Origin of the sequence: Bacteroides sp. B1-V-101 (assembly GCF_023656585.1) — a bacterium.
Taxonomy (GTDB): Bacteria; Bacteroidota; Bacteroidia; order Bacteroidales; family Bacteroidaceae; genus Bacteroides; species Bacteroides thetaiotaomicron.
Genome location: NZ_JAMOKH010000046.1, coordinates 24,140 through 47,491 on the forward strand (window position 1 = coordinate 24,140; position 23,352 = coordinate 47,491).

General features: G+C 37.8%; 21 protein-coding genes. 13 read left to right on the forward strand and 8 right to left on the reverse strand.

The features are described 5' to 3' along the window. Window positions 1-10: 10 nt before the first annotated feature. The 4 genes from NBH01_RS22835 to NBH01_RS22850 are packed head-to-tail and all read right to left on the reverse strand — an operon-like array spanning window position 11 to window position 7,223. A complete protein-coding gene (locus NBH01_RS22835) occupies window positions 11-1,636 on the reverse strand; it encodes a fimbrillin family protein (RefSeq protein ID WP_011108912.1) in 1,626 nt (541 codons plus the stop codon). Between the two features lie 32 nt (window positions 1,637-1,668). Continuing rightward, window positions 1,669-3,177 (reverse strand): DUF6850 family outer membrane beta-barrel protein, encoded by a 1,509-nt coding sequence (locus tag NBH01_RS22840; protein WP_008767079.1) that lies wholly within the window; start codon window positions 3,175-3,177, stop codon window positions 1,669-1,671. Continuing rightward, on the reverse strand, window positions 3,170-4,405 hold the full coding sequence (locus tag NBH01_RS22845) for a DUF4876 domain-containing protein (RefSeq protein ID WP_008767078.1): 1,236 nt from the start codon (window positions 4,403-4,405) through the stop codon (window positions 3,170-3,172). The genes NBH01_RS22840 and NBH01_RS22845 overlap by 8 nt, the downstream gene beginning before the upstream one ends. A gap of 4 nt (window positions 4,406-4,409) precedes the next feature. Beyond that, window positions 4,410-7,223 carry a TonB-dependent receptor gene (locus tag NBH01_RS22850; RefSeq protein WP_234140644.1) on the reverse strand — a complete coding sequence of 938 codons (2,814 nt, stop codon included), beginning with the start codon at window positions 7,221-7,223 and terminating at the stop codon, window positions 4,410-4,412. A 903-nt stretch (window positions 7,224-8,126) separates the two neighbouring features. On the opposite strand from NBH01_RS22850, the gene NBH01_RS22855 reads away from it, so the two are divergent. Together NBH01_RS22855 and NBH01_RS22860 are read left to right on the forward strand one after the other, a co-directional pair. Next, entirely contained in the window at window positions 8,127-8,495 is a 369-nt protein-coding gene (locus NBH01_RS22855) for a LytTR family DNA-binding domain-containing protein (protein ID WP_008767076.1), read from the forward strand. After that, window positions 8,492-9,064: a hypothetical protein gene (locus NBH01_RS22860; RefSeq protein ID WP_008767075.1), complete on the forward strand. Its 573-nt coding sequence runs from the start codon at window positions 8,492-8,494 to the stop codon at window positions 9,062-9,064. Before NBH01_RS22855 ends, NBH01_RS22860 begins: the two co-directional genes overlap by 4 nt. A gap of 16 nt (window positions 9,065-9,080) precedes the next feature. Here the strand turns inward: NBH01_RS22860 and NBH01_RS22865 are convergent, their stop codons facing one another. From NBH01_RS22865 to NBH01_RS22880, 4 genes are all read right to left on the reverse strand, one after another. Further along, the gene (locus NBH01_RS22865) at window positions 9,081-9,815 is read right to left on the reverse strand and encodes a hypothetical protein (RefSeq protein ID WP_074858123.1); all 735 of its coding nucleotides are present in this window, start codon (window positions 9,813-9,815) and stop codon (window positions 9,081-9,083) included. 11 nt (window positions 9,816-9,826) lie between these two features. Then, entirely contained in the window at window positions 9,827-10,420 is a 594-nt protein-coding gene (locus NBH01_RS22870) for a hypothetical protein (RefSeq protein ID WP_008767073.1), read from the reverse strand. Window positions 10,421-10,570: 150 nt separating this feature from the next. Further along, window positions 10,571-11,902: an HlyD family secretion protein gene (locus NBH01_RS22875; RefSeq protein WP_234140567.1), complete on the reverse strand. Its 1,332-nt coding sequence runs from the start codon at window positions 11,900-11,902 to the stop codon at window positions 10,571-10,573. Then, complete coding sequence (locus NBH01_RS22880) at window positions 11,880-14,081, reverse strand: peptidase domain-containing ABC transporter (protein ID WP_234140570.1); 2,202 nt, start codon at window positions 14,079-14,081, stop codon at window positions 11,880-11,882. The genes NBH01_RS22875 and NBH01_RS22880 overlap by 23 nt, the downstream gene beginning before the upstream one ends. A 433-nt stretch (window positions 14,082-14,514) precedes the next feature. Between NBH01_RS22880 and NBH01_RS22885 the strand changes: the two genes are divergently transcribed. The 11 genes from NBH01_RS22885 to NBH01_RS22935 all read left to right on the forward strand — a co-directional run bounded on the left by NBH01_RS22885 (window position 14,515) and on the right by NBH01_RS22935 (window position 23,253). Then, window positions 14,515-15,042, forward strand: coding sequence for a TIGR04149 family rSAM-modified RiPP (locus NBH01_RS22885; protein WP_016269748.1), 528 nt, complete (start codon window positions 14,515-14,517; stop codon window positions 15,040-15,042). A 45-nt stretch (window positions 15,043-15,087) separates the two neighbouring features. Beyond that, complete coding sequence (locus NBH01_RS22890) at window positions 15,088-15,741, forward strand: hypothetical protein (RefSeq protein WP_008767068.1); 654 nt, start codon at window positions 15,088-15,090, stop codon at window positions 15,739-15,741. An 11-nt stretch (window positions 15,742-15,752) separates the two neighbouring features. Further along, window positions 15,753-16,406, forward strand: a complete 654-nt coding sequence (locus tag NBH01_RS22895; RefSeq protein WP_178068455.1) for a hypothetical protein — start codon at window positions 15,753-15,755, stop codon at window positions 16,404-16,406. 200 nt (window positions 16,407-16,606) lie between these two features. Beyond that, a complete protein-coding gene (locus NBH01_RS22900; RefSeq protein WP_008767066.1) occupies window positions 16,607-17,128 on the forward strand; it encodes a TIGR04149 family rSAM-modified RiPP in 522 nt (173 codons plus the stop codon). Window positions 17,129-17,181: 53 nt separating this feature from the next. Continuing rightward, window positions 17,182-17,910, forward strand: a complete 729-nt coding sequence (locus tag NBH01_RS22905; protein WP_234140573.1) for a hypothetical protein — start codon at window positions 17,182-17,184, stop codon at window positions 17,908-17,910. Window positions 17,911-17,999: 89 nt separating this feature from the next. Next, window positions 18,000-18,767: a galactosyltransferase-related protein gene (locus tag NBH01_RS22910; RefSeq protein ID WP_234140575.1), complete on the forward strand. Its 768-nt coding sequence runs from the start codon at window positions 18,000-18,002 to the stop codon at window positions 18,765-18,767. Beyond that, window positions 18,760-19,824 (forward strand): lanthionine synthetase LanC family protein, encoded by a 1,065-nt coding sequence (locus NBH01_RS22915; protein ID WP_008767063.1) that lies wholly within the window; start codon window positions 18,760-18,762, stop codon window positions 19,822-19,824. The genes NBH01_RS22910 and NBH01_RS22915 overlap by 8 nt, the downstream gene beginning before the upstream one ends. Beyond that, window positions 19,821-20,600 carry a DUF3405 domain-containing protein gene (locus NBH01_RS22920; protein WP_250700323.1) on the forward strand — a complete coding sequence of 260 codons (780 nt, stop codon included), beginning with the start codon at window positions 19,821-19,823 and terminating at the stop codon, window positions 20,598-20,600. The genes NBH01_RS22915 and NBH01_RS22920 overlap by 4 nt, the downstream gene beginning before the upstream one ends. A 5-nt stretch (window positions 20,601-20,605) precedes the next feature. Beyond that, window positions 20,606-21,157, forward strand: a complete 552-nt coding sequence (locus tag NBH01_RS22925) for a hypothetical protein (protein WP_008767061.1) — start codon at window positions 20,606-20,608, stop codon at window positions 21,155-21,157. Between the two features lie 22 nt (window positions 21,158-21,179). Beyond that, window positions 21,180-22,271, forward strand: coding sequence for a UDP-galactopyranose mutase (gene glf / locus NBH01_RS22930; RefSeq protein WP_234140576.1), 1,092 nt, complete (start codon window positions 21,180-21,182; stop codon window positions 22,269-22,271). 7 nt (window positions 22,272-22,278) lie between these two features. Then, on the forward strand, window positions 22,279-23,253 hold the full coding sequence (locus NBH01_RS22935; RefSeq protein ID WP_250700324.1) for a glycosyltransferase family 2 protein: 975 nt from the start codon (window positions 22,279-22,281) through the stop codon (window positions 23,251-23,253). Window positions 23,254-23,352: the final 99 nt, after the last annotated feature.

The following is a 23,352-nucleotide window of genomic DNA, read 5'->3' on the forward strand; positions in this document are numbered from 1 at the left end:
CAAATGGCTTTTAGTTCTGGTTCTTTACACAACGAACTGTTTGACCACTAAGTACACTGATATAACTCAGAGACAATCTGCCTTCCGGATACTTCGCCATTGAGAATGTGCTCATTAGTCCGAAGAACTGAATATTGGTCAGGTCGCCGGTGCTTGTACTATAAATAGGCTTATATGCAGTTGAAGTCATGTAATAACTCATACTGGGTTTTCCAAACCATTCGGTTACCGTACTGTTGCTGCTGGTTATTGCCGTTGCCTGATATTTGGGGACGGCTGAATAACCGGTTGACATACGTACTCCCGAGAATTGATAATTAAATTTAGCCTCGTTGAGTGTCGGGATTTTACCACCGTCATATGCTGTGTCATAGAAAAGAGCGTCTTTTCCGTTTTCCAAACTATTGCCGTCCGCATCTTTGGTCGAATTACCTACAAGGCTGAAATATTCGGCGCGAGTCGGGATGTGCCATCCCTTCGGACAGATGCCCTGTGCTCCTTCAAAGTCGTAGCAGTTTTCCGGAGTAACTGCTTTGCCGCTAAGTGCGGCATGGATGTCGTAGAGATAACCGTACTGCTTGATAGAAGTTGCGTCCTGCAATGCTTTTGCAGTAAGTGTACCGTCAACTGTAACCAATTCGTACGGATACCAGATGTGAGAATCTGCAGCCGGATCACTTGACGGAGTATATCCATCCGGTACATAGCGTAATGGTTCCGCCATCCATGTTGTTCCGTTGGAGAGAGTTACCGTATTGTAGGTAATGCCGTCGTAGATGAAATATCCGTCATGCTCTTCAAAAGGAACTTCCGGCTCATCTCCCTTGATCTCTCCCTCGTCTGTCCAGTTCTCGATCTCACCACTGAGTGTAACGATGATATTATCGGGTAATACACGTATATTGACACTGTATTGTCCGCCTTGAACTAAATCTGTGGATACGAGCTTTTGCATCAATGTATTGTTATCTGAAGTTGTTACTGCAAGAGTGAACGCAGCCGTCTGTGGGACTACAATGGCACGAAAAGTCTTATTCTTTGTCACTTGTTGTGCTGTGATGTCTGTGGCGGCGGCGCTCTCGTTTACGGTTGTCTTCATGGTTGCCAAATTGATATTGGCAGTAGGAACAGAGCCTTTGAGCACTATAGATGAAATATCCAAATTCGTTTCGTTTGTCACATTAATAACCAGTTTGGTCAGCATGTGCTTGAAGATCATGCTGATGGAGTTCACCGAAGGAAGTACGTCGGATTTGCTTGCCGCCATAAAGTCGGAAATTCCGTAGTTGGTGGTCTGGTCGGCATGCACGGTGAATGAAGTCGGTACACCGGTTGCGCTGTAAGGATAGTAAGCCACGAATGAAGACTTGTCTGCTCCTTCGGGATACCATTTCAGACTTCCGGCGAAAGCTCCGTCATTGAAAGTCATAAGCTCGTTGGTGGCATATACAGTGCCGTCTTCTTTAGTGACACTCAATCCGATCTGATCCTGATCTTCGAAATTAACCTCTGTGGCACGTGTGATAATAGGAGTGATGGTCACCCGGTCCACAGATGCTACTCCCTCGTTTTCCTCCTGCTGGCAAGATGCCAGAAATGCTGCTGTCAGCACAAATAATATCCCCTTTTTCATCATTTGATAGTTTTATATTATGTAAATGAATAATTTTAAAATGTATAACCTAACTTAATCGTCTCATTCCAACGGCTCGAACCTGCTATATATTCAAGGTTGAAACCGTGCGTATATCCGCCCTGTATTTCGGCATAAATTCCCCGATGAAAGTGATAGCGTAATCCGACGTTCACTGTCGCCCGTGGGGCAGTTGCATACTCATTCTGCAGATGGTAATAATCTGTCAGGCGGTATGGAGGATCGCCCGGTTCGGCTGTCGTTTCAGTAGTCCTGCTCTTCTCCGTGAAGTCTCCTATGGATAAACTTGCGGCAGCTTTCACATCGAACCTTCCGGCATGAAGTACGCCGGATGCGTAAACCCGTCCACAAGTCATTGTCTGTGACGCGACATAAGGGTACATTTGGGTAGTCATGCTTTTAAATGACGAAATCTCGGCTCCGACACGCAATTCTCCTTTAGGAGCGATCAACTCATATTCGGGCTGAACGGATAAAGCCTTTCTTTCGAAAATCCGGTTGGAACCGTAAACATGGGTAGTCGTGATTCCGTTGGATATCTCCTGTCCCAATACATTCTCGTCATTTGTCTGGCGTGACCATGAGAGGTTGATCCGCAGGAAATGTTCGGTACTACCTTTGGCGAAACGGTATCTCAGATGCGATGTAATCCGGTGTGCCGGAAACTTAAACCAGATAACCTCTTTCTCTCCGGCGGTACCGGAAGAATGCAGATACTCCACATCTCCGTAAAGCGATCCCCATTGAGCCTGAACTGCTGCTCCGTGAGACAGTTCCTTGATGGGGAATCCGTTGATACCCGATTCGCTCAGATGGACTCCGCTTCCCGACCATGCTTCGTAGGCACCGTACATCAGTCCTTTATCAAGGAATGCGTAATAAGGTGTAGCGGCTGTTCCGATCTCTTCTGCTGAAACGGATTCGCTGTTTTTGCTGAAAATATAAGAGAATCCGATCGCATAATGGTCCGAATGATACATGATGCCGGGAGCGACTTTTAAGTCCAGTCTGTAGTTGGTATGCCGCAAGTCCTTGCGTTTGGAGTAATTGGCAGAGGTGAAATCGATCTTTCCGCCGATGCGCCAGTTGGTGCCGGCATCTGCTGCTATACCTCCCATAAACGCATAAGTTTGCAAATCCTTTCGGCCGGGGGTAAACTCCAGCAGGTCTACCGGATAAAATCCGGGATGAATGAACATGGAGCCGCTCATATCTTTGCCGGAAGTGTGGTCGAATGAGAACGAGCCGATCAGAGAATACTTCTTTAAGTGTGTGATGGACTTGGCTACTGCACCGGCACTCCATAATTTGTCGGCTTCGTAGTAGTTGCGGAAGTCACCGTGATTGTTCTTGCCGTACAGTTCGGCGTAGGAGACGGTGACGCTGTCCATCATGATTCCCGTTACGTTTGTTCCGGCATTCCATGAATTTCGTCGTTCGATAACATCGTAAGTCTGTGCCGAGCTTACGGCTGCTATACACAACAGCATACATCCTATATATATTCCTTTCATATTACTCATGCAGGGATTGTTGTTCTCTTTCATAAAAATCGGCGGAAGAGTTGTTCGTATCTTCCAGTATTTCATAACCGGCCTCCTTCGATGCTTCCTCGTCTACCCGACGGTGCAGGCTGCGTCCGTCATACAGTGCGCTTTGACTGACATATCCGGCATCGATGGAAGGCGAAATGCGTTTTTTGTTGCTCGACGAACCGCCATAGTACACCTCTACTCCGTCAATCACCCAGTCGAGCGGAATCTTGATGACCTGATCTACCGTGCTGCCGGGCTTTTGTATCACACTGCCTGTTTGCTGTACATACTCCTGTATCGTAGTGTCCTGAGCCTTGAAGATGACAGTGGCGGGAGAAAATATGGAGAATGTATAGGCATTCGCCTGTCCCAGTTTGATGACCACATCCAGATAATGGTCGCGGCTGATCTGGTCGCCTGGAGCAGGATGATACATCGTATTCCAGTAATAAACATTGTTGTAGCAGGCAAAATATCCCGGTTTGTTCAGATTGACCGACAGCGGGTATTGCGCGGCATGATCTATGGCGCCGTTGACGGCGATGACTGCATCTGCACCGGGTGCCAGCGGGAAGGAAGTGCCGTTACCGCCGAATTGCCAGATGCACTGGACGATAGGAGCGAAATCGGGGAAAATGGTTGCTCCGGTTGCTTCGTCCTGCGTCACCCATACGTTGGTGGACTGGGAGTTGTAAGGATCGAGTGTACCTAAGCATAAATGGTCGAGATACTGCGTCTGGGAATCATTGTTGTGCAGGATAATGTATTTATCAGCCTGATAAGTACCTTCCTGCGGCAGCTTGGTACATCCTCCGCAATAGATTTCCTTGATAATGATGGCACCGGCTTTGGAGTGTGTGAGCGGAACGTTGAGTGTGATATCCCCGTTTACGAGTTTTACCTTGTCTGCCAGTCCGTTGAATATATGCTGGTCGGCTTTATCACTGATTTGTATGCGGTATATGCCGTTGGTCAGGGCGAATTGCGCTGTACCGTTCTGGTCGGTTACCGTCTTGTAGGAATTGCCGCGGTCGATGTCTTCGATTTGGACGGTGATGCCTTCCCGAAGGTATTCCGCATAATCGTCCGGATAGACGGCAGTCACCTGCAAGGTGTGCAGCTGGTCTTCGTAAGGATTGCCTTTGTCGATGTCCGTACATCCTCCGAGTAAGGATGTGACGCAAAGCAGTATGATATAGATTGACTGTTGTTTCATATTTCTAAAGTTTAATGCGGCAGGTTAATCCATAATAAAAGTTCGGGGTAAAGATTGCACTGGTTCCGGTTGCGTATGATTTCACATACGCCCGTGAGTTCGTGAAATTAATCGCGTTGAACGACAGCGAAACATGATCGCCTATCTCCTTGGTAATGCTGATATTGGCAGAGAAATACGGATCATATCCGTCGGCTGCGAAAGTATAGGCATTGCCCGATTTACGTATCAGATGCGCAAAGTCCGGATTTTCGGCTTCGGCGGCGGTGAACGGATGTACCTCGTTGTTCAGGTCGAGGTAGGCAACCGGATAAATGGCCGTATAAGAATTTCCGTCGTAGATGCTGCCTCCTGTTTTCTCGTTGCTGTTCTCGCTGACGTTGAACGCGTAGGACGTACCGTTATATTCGGAGAGATTCTGCGACCGCTTAATGAGCGAGGCTTCCAGTTTGCAGGATATGATCAGCCTTGCCTTCGGGATACGGGTGATCGCTGTGATATTGGCATCCAGCGAGTGAGTGCGCTTGCCGTTGGCGGTCGTGGATGAGTTGTCGCCGTTGGCATATATACCTACATATTGGTAGGAACGGTTGGCGAGACTGGTGTGCGACCATCCGTTCTGGTAGTAATAAGACAAGGAGTTGTCTATGTATTTGGTATATGTATAGGCCGCATCCACACGGAACTGCGTACGGAGGGGAGTAATCTCCGGAAAATCGATGATCATTTCTGCTCCTCTGCGGGTGATGTCCGGTCCGTTATCGGGAGAGGTTGACCTGACGAAAGTCTGGTCTTTCACCTTTACGTCCAGCGGTGTCCAGTAACTGTTCTCATCGTCCCGTATATATCCCATGCCCGTCTGATTGTCTACGGTAATCTGCGGATTGGCGGACAGCTCGAATCCTTCCGGCAACTGTAGAACATTGTATGCGAACGGAGTATAGGTACTTGTATATTTATAAGGCATCTTCGTACGGTTAAAGTATCCTACCAGTGAAATACGGGTGCGGGCTACATTGATGTCAACTCCTATTTCGGCATTCTGATTCTTCTGCCAGCGGAGTTTCTCATTGTGTAATAAAGTATATGGCTGACTGTAATAGACGTAAGCCGACTCATTGTTATTGTATGAGACTCCGAAAGTCTGAATATCCCGATACTCCTGTCGGGGATAGAGCACATAGTACGAAGGCAGCTTCTCGGTCACTCCCCATCCGCCCCGAATCGCTATGTTTTCGTTCAGCTGCCATCTGGCGTTGAAACGTGGCGACAGTGTGTTCAACTTGTCGTATTGCGTTCCGCTGATGAACAGATTCTCCCAACGCAATCCCGCCATCAGCCTCAGCATGGTGCTGCCGACAGGTACCGACAGGCTTTCTTCCGCATACAACGAAACATTGTGCATATACGGATAAGCCGAGTAAGAACGGGGACGATACCCGTTGGGAGCCAGCGAAGGATTCTGATAATACTCTCCGTCGCCCACATTGCCTGTTCCTTTCCATTGCACGCCTGCTTTCAGATTGCTGGTAACGTTCTTGAAACGACGGTTCCATTCGTACTTCAACGAAGCGGCATAATCCAGTTCTTTGGAATCGACAATCTGATCGGCAAAGAAATGGTAAGGCAGTTTGCCTGCAATGAAATAGCCTTCCTGTTCGGCGTGGACTGCCGGCTGTTCGGATGCATAAGAATAAGGTGTATGTGCATGCGACTTGTTATCATTGTAATACACCGATGCATCCAGTTTGAGGTTGGTAATCCATGACTTGTTGAGCAGCCATGCCAATGACGTGTTTGCACGGAAAACGTTGTCTCTGACTTTGGTATATTCTCCCGTATATGCGTCGGGATCATCCTTCGTATTCATACCTCCGATGTTACCGGTCAGTCCGATGTTGAATCGGAGCACTTTCCGGAACGTATTGCTGTAACTTGCGGAGAATCCTCTGCGGGTATAAGAAGTATAGGGTGAATTAAGCTTTTGAGTAGCCTTGGTCCATTCACCGCTTATGTTGACGATTCCTTTATCGTTGCCGAGGTCCAGCCCTTTGGAAAAGGATACCTGTTCTGTGCGGGGATTGATGGATAGCAGTACATTCCACGGAGTCTTCCCTTTCTTCGTATGGATTTTGACCATACCGCTGTTCAAGTCTCCGTACTCTGCCGAAGGTACTCCGGTGATGACTTCTACCGATTCGATATCGGCCACAGAGATGCTGCGGGTATCTATTCCGGTCATATTGCCGAAAGAAGAGTTGTTGCCGATGCGTACTCCGTCTACTTCTATCGCCGTTCCGAAAGCCGCGTTGCCTGCGGATGAACCTCCGTCGCGCAGAGAGAAAATATTGTTGCTGGTCAAGTCCGGGACTTTCGTCTTTCCTCCCGGAAGAAGGGCGGAAATATCGCTTACATTCGATATCTGCAGATGTTCCAGTGCGTTACTCCCGATGTTGAGCGTGGTGTTCAGTTCAGTCTTCGGAGCTTGTGCGGTAACGATTACGTCGTTCAGGGCAAGTGTATTTTCCTTCAGTTGTATCTTTAATCCTTTGATGCTGTTGTTCACATTCACCGGAACCGTTGCCGGAACATAACCGAGGAAGGAAACTTCCAATTGATACTTGCCTTCCTGTATTCCTTGTATCGTAAATTCCCCCTTCTGGTCGGATACAGCCCACAAATAGGTACCTTTGATTAAAATGGATGCGCCGGGCAACGGCGAACCCGTCCTTTCGTCGGATATACGACCGGAAATAGAATAATTGTTAGTATTGGCTTCAATTCTGGAAATGATCAAAGAAAGAAGCAAGCAGAGCATTATTTTAAGTGTAAGAAACCTCATAGAACAAATTTTGTGCAAATTTCGTTCTATATCGTTAATACTACAATCGCAAATAATAGCTATTTTCAGGCGTACGGATACCCATAATTAGGTACGGTGCTTTTGCCGCAAAGGGTAATCGTAAGGATACAATAGAAGATTTCTCTCCACAGTGATTTGAATGCAGTTTTGCCCTCACGGTCTAACTGTTCGTTTGTATCCCTTTATTCATCGGCGTTTCAGACGTGATAGCAAGCGTGGTGGCAGAGTGAGGGCAAACAGTTGCTCTCACTCTTGCTGATCGCGTTATATGTCATTCTACTAATATTATCATCTGATATCCAATGTGTTAACATCTGATGTGTCAGTCATTAACAATTGATCTCCCAGCTCTTAATAGTTGAGAAATCAGGCCTTAATAGCCAATAACTCATGCATTATTGACTGGTAAATGAGTTGTTGCTGACTGAATGAATAGGTTGATCGGAACAGCTGATGCAGTCCGGTCAATACATCGTGCGGTCAAGTCAATCAGATCTACCGTATCTTCGAAGAGTTTCAACCGCTTGAAACTTTAGTTTCATCAGTGAGAAACTCTAGTTTCAAAGGCTTGAAACCAAAAGTTTCACTACATGAAACTGATTTTGGAACTACTTCTCTGGGAATAACTGAACGGATTGTGACAGATGTGACCGCTAATTTTCATTCAATAAAGATAGAAATTTGATCAAAAAAAGTATATAGTTGATATTTTGTGCTTTATGATTGATAAATCGACCTGCTTTTAATAGGAAATGGCTAATTTTGAACTTATATTAATGACTATATCCTATGTATTCGTGTTATACTGAAGCGATTTTTAGAAGCTATTTTTGAACGAATCTTAAATGTAATATTATCATGGATAATTTGATTTTTACATCCGAAAGTGTTATTCTATATGAGCGTAAGAGGATACATGCTTTAAAATATGAAGAGATTATTTGTATTACAACTGATAGACCTTACCTTGTTATTACTACTGTAGAGAGTCTGCAAATGTTTATACAAATGTCATTGTCAAAGGTAGGCGAATTATTACCAGACTATTTCTGTCTATGCAATCAGTCGACTATAATCAACCTGACTTATGCTTATTTATATGAAGAACATAATGGTCACTTTTTCGTATCTCTCTCAGCGATGTTGGAGCCTTTTGAAGTTTCTAGAAGATGCAAGAGAAATATAAAGAATAAAATGCTATATATTAATAAGAATAGAGGCTTATGACAAATAACGAACTCAAACTCTTGCAATCGGCAATGGACCATTCAAAAAGCTATTTAGAATTTGGATCAGGAAATAGTACTTATATGGCTGTAGCGACCGACAATATTAAGAAAATAACAGTCGTGGAATCGGATGTAACTTTCTGGGAAACGCACCTTATGTCTACGCCTGCCATATATGAAGCTGTTGAGAAAGGTCGGCTGCATCCTTATTTGGTAAATATAGGAGTAACAGGTAAGTGGGGATATCCTATGAATGACAATAACCGTGATTATTGGCCTGCATATCATTCTTGTGTGTTTCAGTCTAATCATTCGTATGATACGGTTTTGGTGGATGGGAGGTTCAGAATTTCCTGTATTCTACATGCTTGTCTATATTGTCCTCAAGACACTAAAATCCTTATACACGATTTTTTCAATCGACCTAATTATTATGTAGTTCTACCTTTTCTTAAACTGGAAGAAAGAGCTGATACATTAGGACTTTTTTCAATAAAGCAAGATACTTCATTGAAGCATCTTGCCAAAGAATACATTTCTATCTATGAGTATCTTCCCGGCTTTTAAACCGTATTATTGGGTTTCATTTCTTGAACCTTAATGTTTTTTCTAGCTCTTGCTCATATTTCCATTTGTTTTCGTACCCTTTGTCTGTATAAAAACAATAAAGATAAAAATGTCCGATATTGTTTTTTTGAAATAGCCATACGTCACAATAATAGTATTTTTTTCTAAAACATTCGCTTCCCAGCGATAGAGGATATGTTATCACAGTGTCGGCATTGAATACATCTTTAGCATAACTTGCCGGTTTATATTCAATGTAATGTTTTATTTCATCAAAGGAGATGTCTTCTCTTTTTTTATTTAGTGACATGGCTAATTCGGCTCTAACGACAAACAAATAGCGATATACTTCTTTTCCATCATACTCTACTTTATCTTTGAGGATAAATGGCGGACGATTATTATTGGGCTGGATACTGAAGAATGCGATAAAGTCTTGGTCATCCGATTTGATTGTCGGGCTTAGAATGCCTGTGTGCATTTGAAATCCTGGTAGTGACTCAAAATCCTCGGATTCATCGGTTAATTTGATAAGTTTTGATTTTTTGTGCTTAAGTCCTATTTTTTTTAGCCACATTTGTAATGTCATAGTTTTAATTGGTATTCCTGTCAGAAGTGGTACATGTCCTGGGATAATTCCGTTTTTCAAACAAATGGAATCGCTGTCAATGTCCCTTTTTGGGGAGACTGTGTTTTGGGCTTTAAGTTGAAAGCTGATAAGATAGAACAGAATAAAATATAAATATTTCATATTAGTAGAGTTTAACCGTAATAAATCCCGTCACTTCCCGTTATCGGATAAGATCCGAAAGAGCCATAAGAATCGTAAGATCCCGATATAGGACTATCGATAAAGGGAACTGTATTTATATCGAAAACACCTCTCAAACTTTCGTAACTATAGTCTCTTTCACTTTTTAGTGTAGGGTCGTAGCACCTTAGCATAAGGTTCCCATTTGCATCTCTATATGCTGCTTTTGGTATCGCGAAATGTAGTATTCCGCTAGAATCTAGTTGAAAGGATGCCCATTGGGTTGTACTGAAACTATTCATGGTTCCTCCTATGTTTTGAGAACCTTGATAACCATAATACTGAATGAAATTCATAAAAGAACCAATATTAGCTCCCCCTTCGGCTTCGGGATTATGGTTTGTATAATTTATATAAAACTGTACCATCTCGTCTTTATTCAAAGTTATACCATATAGTTCTTCGTAGGTGTAAATGAAAGCATTGAATAAGCAATCCCATGATGGATCACCATCACCAGCAACTATCGTTCTTAGCTCCCATTCTTTTAGTGGAGTAAAATCTTCAAAAGATTTGTTTAGATTGATTTTTTTTAGTTTCTTCATAACATCGTTATAGTTTAATATGTTGAAGATAAAACCTTCTATCGTTTTAACGATAGAAACAAAAATAGGTTTTATTTTTTATATAGAATGCATAAGGATTTGTAAATATGCAATTCGGTTGTTATAGATATGCAATTCGGTATATGAATGCTATTTCACTCTGGACTTTAAATTATCAAATAACCTTTCGATAAGCCTCCTGTCCCGTATAATGATATCAGCTATTCCACCTAATTCATATTGGAATTCAAGAACTTCTCCATAATTGGTTTTTAATCCTTGCGGCAGATCAACCGTAATCAGATAAGAATCGATAGAACTTTCTTGTGTCTTTTGTTCTTTTGTTATTAGTGATATTGATGCAACAGTGCCATTAATGGAACCGAATTCCGTATATGGAAAATTATTTAGTTTAATGATAACATTACTGCCATTTTTTACTTTACCTGCCCCACTTGCAGGTAATAGCATCTGACCAACCGTTATATTCTGAGGAGGTATGATGCTAAATACTTCTTCTCCGGATTGAATAAATTGATTATCAACCCAAAAATTAAGAAATTCTACTTTACCGGTAAATGGAGCCTTAAAAATATATTTGTTTTCCCAAACTTTAAGGTTATCCCTTAAATCATAGTATGTGGTGAGTAATTCCATCTGTAGTTGGCTGTCCTTTTCGTTTTGTTCTATTTCCAAACGATTAAGTTGATATTCATTTTCAGCGATTTGTAGCTGAATAGATGCATTCTCTTTCTTCAAATTTTGATAATTCAGCTTTGCCGATAAAAAATCATTCAGAATATTATCTACATCATGTCCTGCAACTGCATCCTTCTTATTCATGGTCTGATATTTACGATACCATTTTTCTGTAACATCGAGTTTCTTTTGGGATATGTTTATGCCGCTTGAATTTTCAGTTGCCGTAATATGTTGCCATTTAATATTAGTGAGCAGATTTCTTTTTTGTTGTTTATAGCTGTCACCGGAAAGAAATCTTTTATAACTCTCAAGAGCAGACAAAAATGCATAATACTTCAAATTAAGTTCCCCTAATGAAACTTTCTTTGGAAATAGTTTTTCGTGAAGGATCATTTCTAAATTGTTGGGATCAAATGCATGGATGAGGTTATTTATTCTTATAACATCAACAGTTGTTGCAGAATTCTGTATAATTGCGATATACTGTCCTTCTTTTACATTTTCCTGTGGAGTGATGTTCAATAGTTGCATCTTACCTGATGCATTAGCCACAAGTCTGACAGGAGAAAGGTTCGAATTAATTTTTATTTGTCCGGTTACTGTATCCGGATATTTGATAACCCATCCCATGGTTAGCAATAATACAAAGAAGAAAATTACCGCTCTGGCAACCCATTTCCCAAACGTCATAGGCATTTTGTCGATAATGTCGTTTATTTCTTCACTTCTTTTTGAGGTTTTCCCCTCTATTACTTCCTTATTTTTCCGTTCCCAAATCATATTGACTTTGAATTAGTTCATAGTATTTTCTTTTATTCTTCATTAAGGAGTCATGTGTGCCCATTTCAACTACCATACCATCTTTCATGACAATTATTTGATCGGCTTTTTTTATTGTACTCAATCTGTGCGCGATAACAATAACTGTTCTATTCTGAAAAACAGAATTTAAAGCTTGTACTATTTTCTGTTCATTAATGGTATCTAGGGCATTAGTGGCTTCATCCAAAAAGAGATATTCAGGCTTTTTATAGAGTGCTCTGGCTATGAGTAAACGTTGCTTTTGTCCTCCACTGAGTCCCCTTCCCATTTCCCCGATCGCTGTTTGATAACCGAGTGGCATTCTTTCAATTTCCTGAGCAATATTGGCTATTTGGGTGGCTTGTTGTAAAGCTTCATAATCAACGTCCTCGTCATTTAGTACAATGTTGTTTTGTATGGTATCATTAAATACCTTACCATCCTGCATGACACATCCGCATTTCGCTCGCCATTGTCGGAGACTTATTGTATTTATATTCATGTTTCCAATACAGACTTCACCATAAGAAGGCATGTATAGTCTTAACAAGAGTTTGAGTAGAGTTGATTTACCGCAACCGCTTTCTCCTACAATCGCAGTGACTTTGCCTGCCGGTATTATAAAATTGAGATTTTTGAGAACAAGAGGTGCATTGGGCGAATATTGAAAAGAGAGGTTGCTTACTATCAAATTCCTGTTTTGAGGCAAGGTTATATTGTTGGATATGATAGATGCCATCTCATCTTCATCTTTCAATTGGTGTATCTCATTGATACGCATAAAACTGATTTTGGCATATTGAGCGGATTGGACGAAACCGACAAATTGAGTGATAGGACCATTTAACATACCAATAATGAACTGTGTAGATATCATTACGCCAAATGTGATATCGCCATTTATGACAGCTACAGCACAAAAGAAAGTAACAGCCATATTTTGCATATTATTTATAAATTGTGACCCAAGCATTTGTGCGTTGTTTACTTTTAAAACTTTTATGTTGAGGCGATATAAACGTGCCTGTATCGCTTCCCATTTCCATCGCTTTGTATCCTCGTAATTGTTTATTTTTATTTCTTGAATATTGTTGATTGTTTCCACCCAATAGCTACGGTCTTTTGAGGTTAATTCAAAATATTCCCAATCTAGTTTCTTACGTATTTTAAGAAAAAAGAATATCCATAAAACGTAGAGGATACTACCTCCCATGAATATAAAGAAAATGTTTGCATTATATATTAGGAGTATGACGCTGAAAACCAAAAATGTCATTGATGAGAATAGCATGCCTAGAGAGTTGTTCATAACGAAATTACGTATACGCTCATGATCATTGGCACGTTGCAAAATATCTCCGACTAATTTGTTCTCAAAGAAAGTGGCTGGGAGTTTCATTAGTTTGATCAGATAATCTGATATCAGGGATATATTGACTCGGGTTGATACATGTAATAATACCCAGTCGCGCAAAGCATTGGATAATGTGACACTTAGTAAAAGAATAATATTAGCGACGAGCATCATCTGTATAAAAGTGATATCGCGCGTATGAATTCCTATGTCAATTACTGACTTGGAAATGAAAGGCAGAAATGCTTGGAGCAAGGTTGCCATGAGCATGATAAACAGTAAAATCCCGAATGCTTTTTTGTAAGGTAAGAAATACCCTAATAAGTTTTCGAAGCTTTTTAAACGTTCGATTTTCTCATTAGCCTCTATTTGTTTGAAGTTTGCCATCGGCTCCAAAGCCATTAGTACTCCTGTTTCTTCTCCTTTTTTATACCATTTATCTTTAAATTCTTCATGTGAATAAGATACGAGTCCTTTTGCCGGATCTGATACATATATCTTGGTTTTGCTCGCTTTGTATACAACAATAAAATGATTAGCATTCCAATGTATGATGCAAGGCAAAGATATACGATCTACGATATCATGCATGCTTGCTTTTACTGAAACTGTTCTTAATCCGATCTTATCTGCTGCATAGCTTATATCTAAAAATGATACGCCTTCTCGGGTTATGCCGCATAAATCCCGTAAATATTGGAGTGAATAATATTTCCCATAGAATTTTGCAATAATCATTAAAGATGCAGGACCGCAATCTTTGGCATCCATCTGAAATTCATGAGGAAAAGTTGTTAGATTCATGGGATTGGTTATATAAATCTGTTAGTTATTACTATAGCAAATGTAGGGTTTCAAAGTAGAAGTATAATTAATTATTGATTGTTGATTTGCAATTCGGTAACTATTAATATACAATTCGGTTACTGTTTTGGCTAAATTGCACAAAGCAGGAATATAAACTTGAATAAAACTAGAGGGTATTCATCTAATTTAGTAATGCTTAATAATAAGACATTGATAGTATGTATTCCTTGTTTTATGGATAAAGAAAGTTTATGATTTTATTTAAAGCATATAAACTAAAGCTTGATATTGACCGAATTGTATATTAATAGTTACCGAATTGCAACTTTGAAATAAATATATTGAAAAAGTTGATATTTAGATTTTATCTTTGATTCATATAATTAATTTACTTGATAAAAGCTTTGTATTAACTTCTAATTACAATAATATGAGAAAACTAAAAAAAATAAGCCTGAAAGAACTGGAAAAAGAGGCTATATGTTTAGACGAGTCGGAATTACGTTTATATATGGGAGGATATGACCCTAATGATTGTTGGTGGAGATGCATAGCTTATATAAATAGTTGTGGTTCGAACTATTCAGCTGACGATGCGATGGAAATGGCACGTGAATATTATGGGCATTGTGGCAGTACTTTTAATGAAAATAAGTATGGCTTTACAGGTAGCAGTAGCGATAATCGCCAATGTTTTAATTACTTTTTCGGCTCAGGCGTTGATTGTGGCAGTAGTAGCCGGGAGATTTTTGTATTCAACCCTAATTTAATGGAGGGAATGGGGATAAGTCCTAGCGGGGAATATCATGCGATTGTAATTACTAGGCATGAAGGCAGTGTTATGGAGTATTTTGATCCACAAAATAGAACTTATGGTCAGATAACACAAGAACAGCTTGATGATTATACCGCTAGAAATGGAAAATCTTCTTTTTTTCGAGCTGGAAGAAGTTCATAGACAGTGTTTTATTCTAGTAAAAGATGGTAATGGTAAAAAATGAACATGAGAAACATTATTGTATTTGTTTTATTGTTTTGTAGTTCTCTTATTTTAAGTGCTCAAAATAAATCTTCTCAGTTTGAACAGGATTTAGAACTCATTAATATGAGGTTTTTTCCTTCTGATCAATACGATCTGTCAGATAATATGCGAATGATATATGTTACAGATGATTATAAGAATCCTTTAAGAAGATTAGGAACAGTACATTCAATTTTGAAAAATCATGATGGACAATGTAGAATTTTTGTATGTTTAGTAGGAGCTGGAGAAATTCGTTATGGAGGTTTGGTAAAAGCAAATAAAGAATTGTTTGGAGATATATCTTCTTCCACTTATAGTCGTGTTAGGCATGATTTAAATTACGGTAGACCAAATTCTAGCCCCTCTGAACAAGATATAGAAGATCTGAAAATGATAATGACATTTTACCCACAAGATATAGCACGAACCCTTTTCAACGCAGACCATATAATGGTCTATCCATATAATATGGAAGGGAAAAAGTATGAAGATAACTTTACACGTGTACGGGTAGTTGCAATTGAGAAAAATGGAATCGATGTTTTTCTTTATTTTGCAATGACGGATCAAGGAATAAAAGACTTTGATAAATATTTAATGGATTTTAAAGGTGTTTTTTTATTCTCTAAATAGAAGAAAAGACAATGATAAGAAAGAATTTGTATATAGTAGTATTACTGCTCTGTAGTTTTACTAATTTAAGTGCTCAAAATGAATCATCCCAATTTGAACAAGATTTAGAACTTATTGGTCTGAATTTTTCTCTTTCTGATCAATACGATCTATCAGATAACATGCGAATGATATATGTTACAGATGATTATAAGAGTCCTTTAAGAAGATTGGGAACAGTACATTCAATTTTGAAGAATCATGATGGACAATGTAATATATTTGTATATTTATCTGGAGCTAATGGACTCCGTTATGGAGGGATAATAAGGAAAAACAAAAGTTTATTTAAGAATGTCTCTTCACTAACTTATAATCGTATTAAAACTGATTTTAAGTATGGATATCCTGGTGCTACCGAGCAGGATATAGAAGACCTCAAAATGATGATGACATTTTATCCTCATGATACGGCAACAGTTCTTTTTAATGCTGATTACATGATGGTTTATCCCTTTAATATGGAAGGGAAAAAATACCAAGATAAATTTACCCGTACACGGGTTGTTGTAACAGGAAAAGATGGCTTAGATGTATTCTTCTATTTTATGATGACTGATGAAGGAATTAAAAACTTTGATAAATATTTAATGGATTTTAAAGGCGTTTTTTTATTCTCTAAATAGTAGACAAGATAATGATAAAACAGAATTTAGATGTACTGTTATTGCCACTTTGGTAACTTAACAGGTATAAGTGCTTGTGGTGAATTTTCTTGATTTGCATGATTGGTTAAGTTTTTGGGGATAATAGTAAATAAGTTCAATATCTGGCTTGTGTAAACGAATAATTTTAGGATATTAATGTTGAATTAAAAAGAAATACAATGAAAAAATTAAGTAAATTAAGATTGCCTCTGATTGAAAGAGAGTTATCGGTATTGAATGAAGAGGAATTGCGTGCTTATATTGGAGGACAAAAGCAATCTTGTGTATTTAATTGTTTTGATTACCTTGATGGAAGTCTACACTCGGCAAATGATTACTATAATTGGACAAAACAAGGATTAGGATATGAGCCTGATGAACATGGGAATGTAGATATATCTGATGTTGGGACTATTGGTGGCTATGGAGGATTTAATGTAAGTAAAGTCAATAGTGGGGAATCCTTCATATTACGATCTGATGGACAAACCAGCAATGGAGAAAGAGTTATGGCTGTCTTTGCAGTGGGGAGTGAAAGCAATGAAGAAGGGCATGCTGTAGTTATAAGTGGTTTCTATAGAACTGATGATGAGAGAATCGTGTACTACTATTATGATCCAACAAGTTTATGTAGCGGCAGTATACTTAGTGATGATTGTGATTCGCTCTACCTTGTTAAACATGAAAACCCTAATACCTAAAACAATGAGTAGTAGGTAATTAAATTCAGTTGGATTTCAATAAGAATTAAAATATGAAACATTTGATTTTTTCCCTATTATTTATCGCTACTTCTTTGAACCTACGAGGACAAGATACGATTATTTTAAAAAATAATGCACGAATGATATTGGATACTACCAATATGAGAACTATTCCACAATTTGAAGAAGACTTAAAGCTAATTGATATGAAATTTATTCCATCAGCACAATATGATATTTTTTATGATATCAACCTTGTGTCTCCTTGCAAGGAGCAAGATTGCCCTTTTAAAAAAATAGGATTAATACATGCAATTCTGACAAGCCATGATAAGCAATGCAAACTCTTCGTTTATATTGCTGGAGCTATTAATGCTCATTTGGGTGATATCATAAAGTATAATAAGAAATCATTTGGAATAGATACTTTATCAAAATATAATCGTGTCAAGCATGATTTTGATTATGGAAGGCCATATTCCAGTGCTTCTGAACAAGATATAGAAGATTTGAAGATTATGATGACAATTTATCCTCAAGATACAGCAAGGTCTTTTTTTAATGCTGATTATATGATGACTTATCCATATAATATGAAAGGAAAGGCGTGCCAGGGAGTTTATTCTCGTACACGAGTTGTTGTTATTGAGAGAAATGGGTTAGACGTTTTTTTCTATTTTACAATGACGGATGTAGGTATTAAAGATTTTGATAAGTATCTAATGGACCTAAAAGGTGTTTTTGGATTTAATGTAATGACTAGGCAGGATGGACATTAGTATTGCAAAGAAAATCAGAATGAGCAGTTTAATATAACAAAGAAAGAAAATACTACAACAACTACAGAAAGAAAATAATTCAATAGAATATGAAAACAAAAATAGACCTTTGGGACGTGACCTTTAATATTATACTTCGATTGGATTCCATAGAACGATTAGAGAATATTATTGCCTCTATCACATTTCTAAATCGTCATTTTAATACAAATGTTACAGTTTGGGAATGTTCTTATAGGGATAATGGCTTTTTAAAAAAGTTACTCGACAATGCTAGGGTAAGTTATGTATTTAAACAAGATGATGATCCCATATTATTTAGGACTCATTATCTTAATCAAATGATACAAGAAACAACTACTCCTATTGTCTCTATTTGGGATACGGATGTTATAGCTCCTGTAAATCAAATAAAAGACGCTGTGAATCTACTTAGGTTGCAAGAAGCAGACTTTGTCTATCCTTATGATAAGCTTTTCTTGGATACGTCAATCATTATTAGAAACTTATATCTTGAGTCAGAAGATATAAGCCTGCTTATGAATAACACGAAAAAAATGAAACAAATGTATCCCCCAAAACCTGTAGGTGGTGCTTTCTTCTGCAATCTGAAAGCATATAAGGAGTCCGGGTTGGAAAATGAGAAGTTTTATGGATGGGGTATGGAAGATGGTGAACGATATTGTCGGTGGGAGAAAATGGGCTATAGAATTAAAAGAATAGACGGTCCTTTATTTCACCTTAGCCACCCTAGGGGGATTAATAGCGATATGCACCATCCTGACCAGCACGTTATAAAAATGAGAGAATTCAAAGCTGCAAATCGTTTTACTAAAAAAGTAGGAACAGATGTTTAAGGAAATTGCTGATTACTTATTGAATATAGACAAGGAGAAAGCATCCGGATTATTGGTTGGTAATGTAGGAGTCTCTCTCTTTTTATATCAGGTTTACAGAAAAACCGGGCAAACAGAGTTTGAGGAAACGGCTGATATGATGCTTAATAATATTTTGGAAAAACAAACCATGCTGTCTTCTACTAACTTTAGGGACGGATTGGCGGGAATAGGTTGGGGAATTGAATATCTTCTTCAGAATAACTATTATGAGGGAGATTCGGAAGAAATACTGGAAGATGTTGATAATGTCATTTTTAAGTCTGTCTACGAAGCTAGACTACCTCTTTTAGGAGTAAATGAAGGTTTATGTGGCTATTTACTCTATTTGAATAGTCGCATAAAAAACACAGAAAGTAGTAATTCGGTAGCCCATCGAATAAATTGTGGATTGTTTAAGGTTTTGATAAACAAAATAGATAAAATAGCTCCTGACCATTTTCAATCGCTAACTAAGGATATTCATTTTGATCTTTTATGGGAGTTTCCAGCATTACTTGTTGTTTTACGCCAAAGTTTGGACTTAAATCTATATAACGAGAAGATAATAAATATGGTTAATCAATGGATGGTATATTTAGGAAGTTATTTACCTAGTATGCACTGCCACCGACTGTCGTTGCTACTGGCATTATATTCTATTAATACTTATATCCATTCAATTGAAATGGAACAACATATTAAAGTGTTGGCATATTCAATTGACTTTAATAAATTGAAATCAGAGGTCGATCCTTATGCTATCAATATAATGCATGGATGGCCAGGAGTGGTGTGTCTACTTTCAATGGCAAGCCAATATTTAAATGCCGATTATCCTAATTATCATTTATTTGATAAAACACGTTGTGAGATATTACATCAATATTTGAACGGTTTGGAAGAACAAATTGATAATTTAAGTAAGGGAATTTCAGAGAATAAATCTATATCGATAGGAATTGTAAATGGAATAACCGGCATAGGGATTATAGATTTGTGTTATCCAGAAGTAATGTCTGTAAATTCGAATAAATGATGAATAAAACTGTATTCTTATTCGCAACTCATAAATTGACGGATTTTGTTTTGGAACAATATTATAGATTAAAATTAGCTACAAAAAACATCGGGGTATTATATTTATTGATTGAAGATGGGGAATTGCAGCAGATTCCTGTTGACGTAAAATATTATTCCTTTAGTGTGGATACTCTGAATGAACTGAATTATGAATCCATAGAAGAATCTATAATTCCGGGAAGCAATCACTTTCCTGTTCTTCAGTTCTATAAGGAACATCCTGAGTTTTTATACTATTGGAACATTGAATATGATGTATATTTTAACGGAAAGTGGGAATCCTTTTTTGACCCTTTTGAAATGATCATATCTGATTTTATTTCATCACATATCGAATGGTATACGCAAAGACCAAAGTGGGATTGGTGGAAAAGTGTACAATTTAAAACATTATCAATACCTCAAAATAGATATTTGAAGTCTTTTAATCCGATTTATCGTATTTCAAATCGTGCGCTAAAGGCATTGGATGGTGTATTAAGCTTACGAAACTCAGGACACCATGAGGTTGTAATCCCCACTGTGCTAGACTACTTAGGATATACGATTAATGATTTCGGAGGAAATAGTGAATTCACTCTGTGTGAACTTAATATACCTTGTTATTTATCCAATTCTGAATTGAACAATTGGTATACTGAATCTACGATGAGATACAGACCGGTATTTAATAAAGAAGCAATAACCCGAAAAGGTATAGATAATATGTTATATCATCCGATAAAATTTTAATTCAGATGGAAAAGAACGGCCACATTAAATTGCAATCGATTGCTAATATTTTGCTTATAAATATTCAGCATATTGATAAGCTTGGTCTTTGGAATGGAAAAATGGGAGTCATCTTATTCTTTTATCATTATGGAAGATACGTTGATAAATCATTTTATGAGGATGTAGCAGATTCTCTTTTAGACTTAGTTATAGAAGCTGTTAGTAGGTCTGCACATTCGGATAGTTATGCTCTTTTGAGCAGTGTGGGTATTGGCATTGAGTATTTGCTTGCACAACAATTTGTTGAAAGTGATTCTGATGATTTATTGGAAGATTTTGATAAATACTTGTTGAGAGGTGGCAGTAGGGCTTCATCTTTGATGCAATCACTGTATATGCATGTTCGAAAAGAGCAAAATATTCTTAATTTATCTGGACTATTAGAACTGAAAAATGAACTTAGTCCATATTCATCGATGAGTATCATTGAGGAAATAGCCCAATATCCTTTGACGTTTTCTGAACTGGCATGGGAAGGATTGAATATTCTGAATCAAATATCAAATAGGGAATAAATCATTGGTGGAATACATGAATATGAAAAGGTATGATTACTTATTAGTAGGAGCAGGATTGTTTAATGCAATATTAGCTTATGAACTTTCACGTATAGGGAAAAAATGTCTGGTTATTGATAAGCGTTCTCATTTAGGAGGGAATATGTATTGTGATCATATAGCAGGTATTGATATTCATAGTTACGGACCACATATCTTTCATACCAATAATAAATATATATGGGATTATGTGAATAACCTATGTGAATTTAAGCCGTTTGTCTATTCTCCATTAGCTTGTTATAAAGGGAAATTGTACAATCTTCCTTTCAATATGCATACATTTTATGAATTATGGGGAGTTAAGACTTCCGGAGAGGCACAAAAGAGAATCAAAGAACAATTAATTCCATTGAAAAATGATAATTTGGAAGAATATGCTTTGAGTACTTTTGGCAGTGAAATCTACGAGACATTAATCAAAGGATATACAGAAAAACAATGGGGACAGGAGGCAACCATGTTACCGGCGTTTATACTTAAAAGGCTCCCTTTACGCTTCACCTTTAATAATAATTATTTTGAGGATTTTTATCAAGGCATACCAATAGGAGGATATAATTCTCTTTTTGTTAACGCATTCAGGACTTGTGAACTGATGTTGGATACAGATTTTATACAAAATAGAGATTTGAGTAAACTAGCAGAGACAGTGATTTTTACTGGAATGATTGATGAATATTATGATTATTGTTGTGGAGTACTTGAATATCGTTCTCTTTGCTTTGAGACGGAGACAATATATATGGAAGACTTTCAAAGCTCTGTTGTCGTAAATTATACGGAGAGAGAGGTTCCTTATACGCGAATAATCGAACACAAGCATTTTGAAGGTAAATGTACTCCAAATACAATTATAACAAAAGAATATCCTCAAGAATGGCACAAAGGGCGTGAACCGTATTATCCTGTTAATACAAAACGTAATGAAAGTATTTACAAAGAATACAAAATGCGATCAATTCTTGATCAGAATGTCTTTTTCGCAGGACGTTTGGGAACTTATCGATATATGAATATGGATCAGATTATCAAAGAAGCGTTGGAATTGTTTAAACAACTTAAGAAATAGAATAATAATGGAAGGGTTCTCAATTATCATGCCGACTTACAATCAAGCTCATTTTATACGAAGAGCGATACTGAGTGTCTTGGAACAAACTTATAAATGTTGGGAATTAATTATTATAGATGATGGATGTACTGATAGTACAGAAAGGTATATTCAAGATTTTCTTGGAAATTCGCATATCAGATATTTGAGAAATGAGGTGAATCAAGGGATAGGCTATTCTATAAACCGAGGTCTTGAAGTTGCCAAATATGATTTAATCGCTTATCTTCCTTCTGATGATTATTATTATAAAGACCATTTGTTGATACATAAAAAAGAATATGATAATGACTTGGATTTGTTTCTAACTTTTACAAAGGCATCTTCTAAAATAGAGGATTCTTTCATGAAACAGAATTGTATCAATGCGCAAAGATATGAAATCTGTAATCTATTCTGCAGTTCTCCTTTACAACTAGTACAGACAGTGCATCGCAATACTTCAGAAAAATGGGAAACCTGTACTGACGTGATATCCAAAGATTATTATAGAATGTATTGGAGTAAATTGGTTATGCTAGGGGGCTTTAAATCAATTAATTTTTTGACTTGTTGCTGGAGCATTTATTCTTTTAAAGAGCAAATTCAAAAAGAAGAAATTTGTTTATTAGAAAGAAAATTTCTATTTGGGAATATAGATAAGCATCAAAAAAATGCTGAAGTTTGTGATATCGCTGATTCAATAAAAACTCCTTTAAAGATATTATTAGTCGGTGAACTTAGTCATAATCCAGACCGTATTTTAGCATTAAAAGATGCTGGATGTGATTTGTTTGGGTTATGGGTAGAAAAACCTTTGTGGAGTAATATTGGTCCTATAGCTGGTATAACGGATATATCTCTAACCGAATGGCAGTCGGAGATAAAAAAAATAAAGCCGGATATTATATATGGATTATTAAACTATATGAGTGACCTGTACTTCCCTAATAATGGTTGACTTGTTTATCTCTAATAGCTGCTATGTGTTGACTAGAAATATTACTAACCCTGGCAGCTGTTTACTTTATTATTTATTATTCCTGCCTCCGGTTTACTT

What these genes read in the sequence shown, in the direction of transcription:
- NBH01_RS22835 (WP_011108912.1), bottom strand. Translation starts at nt 1,636, where the DNA reads ATGATGAAAAAGGGGATATTATTTGTGCTGACAGCAGCATTTCTGGCA.
- NBH01_RS22840 (WP_008767079.1), bottom strand. Translation starts at nt 3,177, where the DNA reads ATGAGTAATATGAAAGGAATATATATAGGATGTATGCTGTTGTGTATA.
- NBH01_RS22845 (WP_008767078.1), bottom strand. Translation starts at nt 4,405, where the DNA reads ATGAAACAACAGTCAATCTATATCATACTGCTTTGCGTCACATCCTTA.
- NBH01_RS22850 (WP_234140644.1), bottom strand. Translation starts at nt 7,223, where the DNA reads ATGCTCTGCTTGCTTCTTTCTTTGATCATTTCCAGAATTGAAGCCAAT.
- NBH01_RS22855 (WP_008767076.1), top strand. Translation starts at nt 8,127, where the DNA reads ATGGATAATTTGATTTTTACATCCGAAAGTGTTATTCTATATGAGCGT.
- NBH01_RS22860 (WP_008767075.1), top strand. Translation starts at nt 8,492, where the DNA reads ATGACAAATAACGAACTCAAACTCTTGCAATCGGCAATGGACCATTCA.
- NBH01_RS22865 (WP_074858123.1), bottom strand. Translation starts at nt 9,815, where the DNA reads ATGAAATATTTATATTTTATTCTGTTCTATCTTATCAGCTTTCAACTT.
- NBH01_RS22870 (WP_008767073.1), bottom strand. Translation starts at nt 10,420, where the DNA reads ATGAAGAAACTAAAAAAAATCAATCTAAACAAATCTTTTGAAGATTTT.
- NBH01_RS22875 (WP_234140567.1), bottom strand. Translation starts at nt 11,902, where the DNA reads ATGATTTGGGAACGGAAAAATAAGGAAGTAATAGAGGGGAAAACCTCA.
- NBH01_RS22880 (WP_234140570.1), bottom strand. Translation starts at nt 14,081, where the DNA reads ATGAATCTAACAACTTTTCCTCATGAATTTCAGATGGATGCCAAAGAT.
- NBH01_RS22885 (WP_016269748.1), top strand. Translation starts at nt 14,515, where the DNA reads ATGAGAAAACTAAAAAAAATAAGCCTGAAAGAACTGGAAAAAGAGGCT.
- NBH01_RS22890 (WP_008767068.1), top strand. Translation starts at nt 15,088, where the DNA reads ATGAGAAACATTATTGTATTTGTTTTATTGTTTTGTAGTTCTCTTATT.
- NBH01_RS22895 (WP_178068455.1), top strand. Translation starts at nt 15,753, where the DNA reads ATGATAAGAAAGAATTTGTATATAGTAGTATTACTGCTCTGTAGTTTT.
- NBH01_RS22900 (WP_008767066.1), top strand. Translation starts at nt 16,607, where the DNA reads ATGAAAAAATTAAGTAAATTAAGATTGCCTCTGATTGAAAGAGAGTTA.
- NBH01_RS22905 (WP_234140573.1), top strand. Translation starts at nt 17,182, where the DNA reads ATGAAACATTTGATTTTTTCCCTATTATTTATCGCTACTTCTTTGAAC.
- NBH01_RS22910 (WP_234140575.1), top strand. Translation starts at nt 18,000, where the DNA reads ATGAAAACAAAAATAGACCTTTGGGACGTGACCTTTAATATTATACTT.
- NBH01_RS22915 (WP_008767063.1), top strand. Translation starts at nt 18,760, where the DNA reads ATGTTTAAGGAAATTGCTGATTACTTATTGAATATAGACAAGGAGAAA.
- NBH01_RS22920 (WP_250700323.1), top strand. Translation starts at nt 19,821, where the DNA reads ATGATGAATAAAACTGTATTCTTATTCGCAACTCATAAATTGACGGAT.
- NBH01_RS22925 (WP_008767061.1), top strand. Translation starts at nt 20,606, where the DNA reads ATGGAAAAGAACGGCCACATTAAATTGCAATCGATTGCTAATATTTTG.
- glf (WP_234140576.1), top strand. Translation starts at nt 21,180, where the DNA reads ATGAAAAGGTATGATTACTTATTAGTAGGAGCAGGATTGTTTAATGCA.
- NBH01_RS22935 (WP_250700324.1), top strand. Translation starts at nt 22,279, where the DNA reads ATGGAAGGGTTCTCAATTATCATGCCGACTTACAATCAAGCTCATTTT.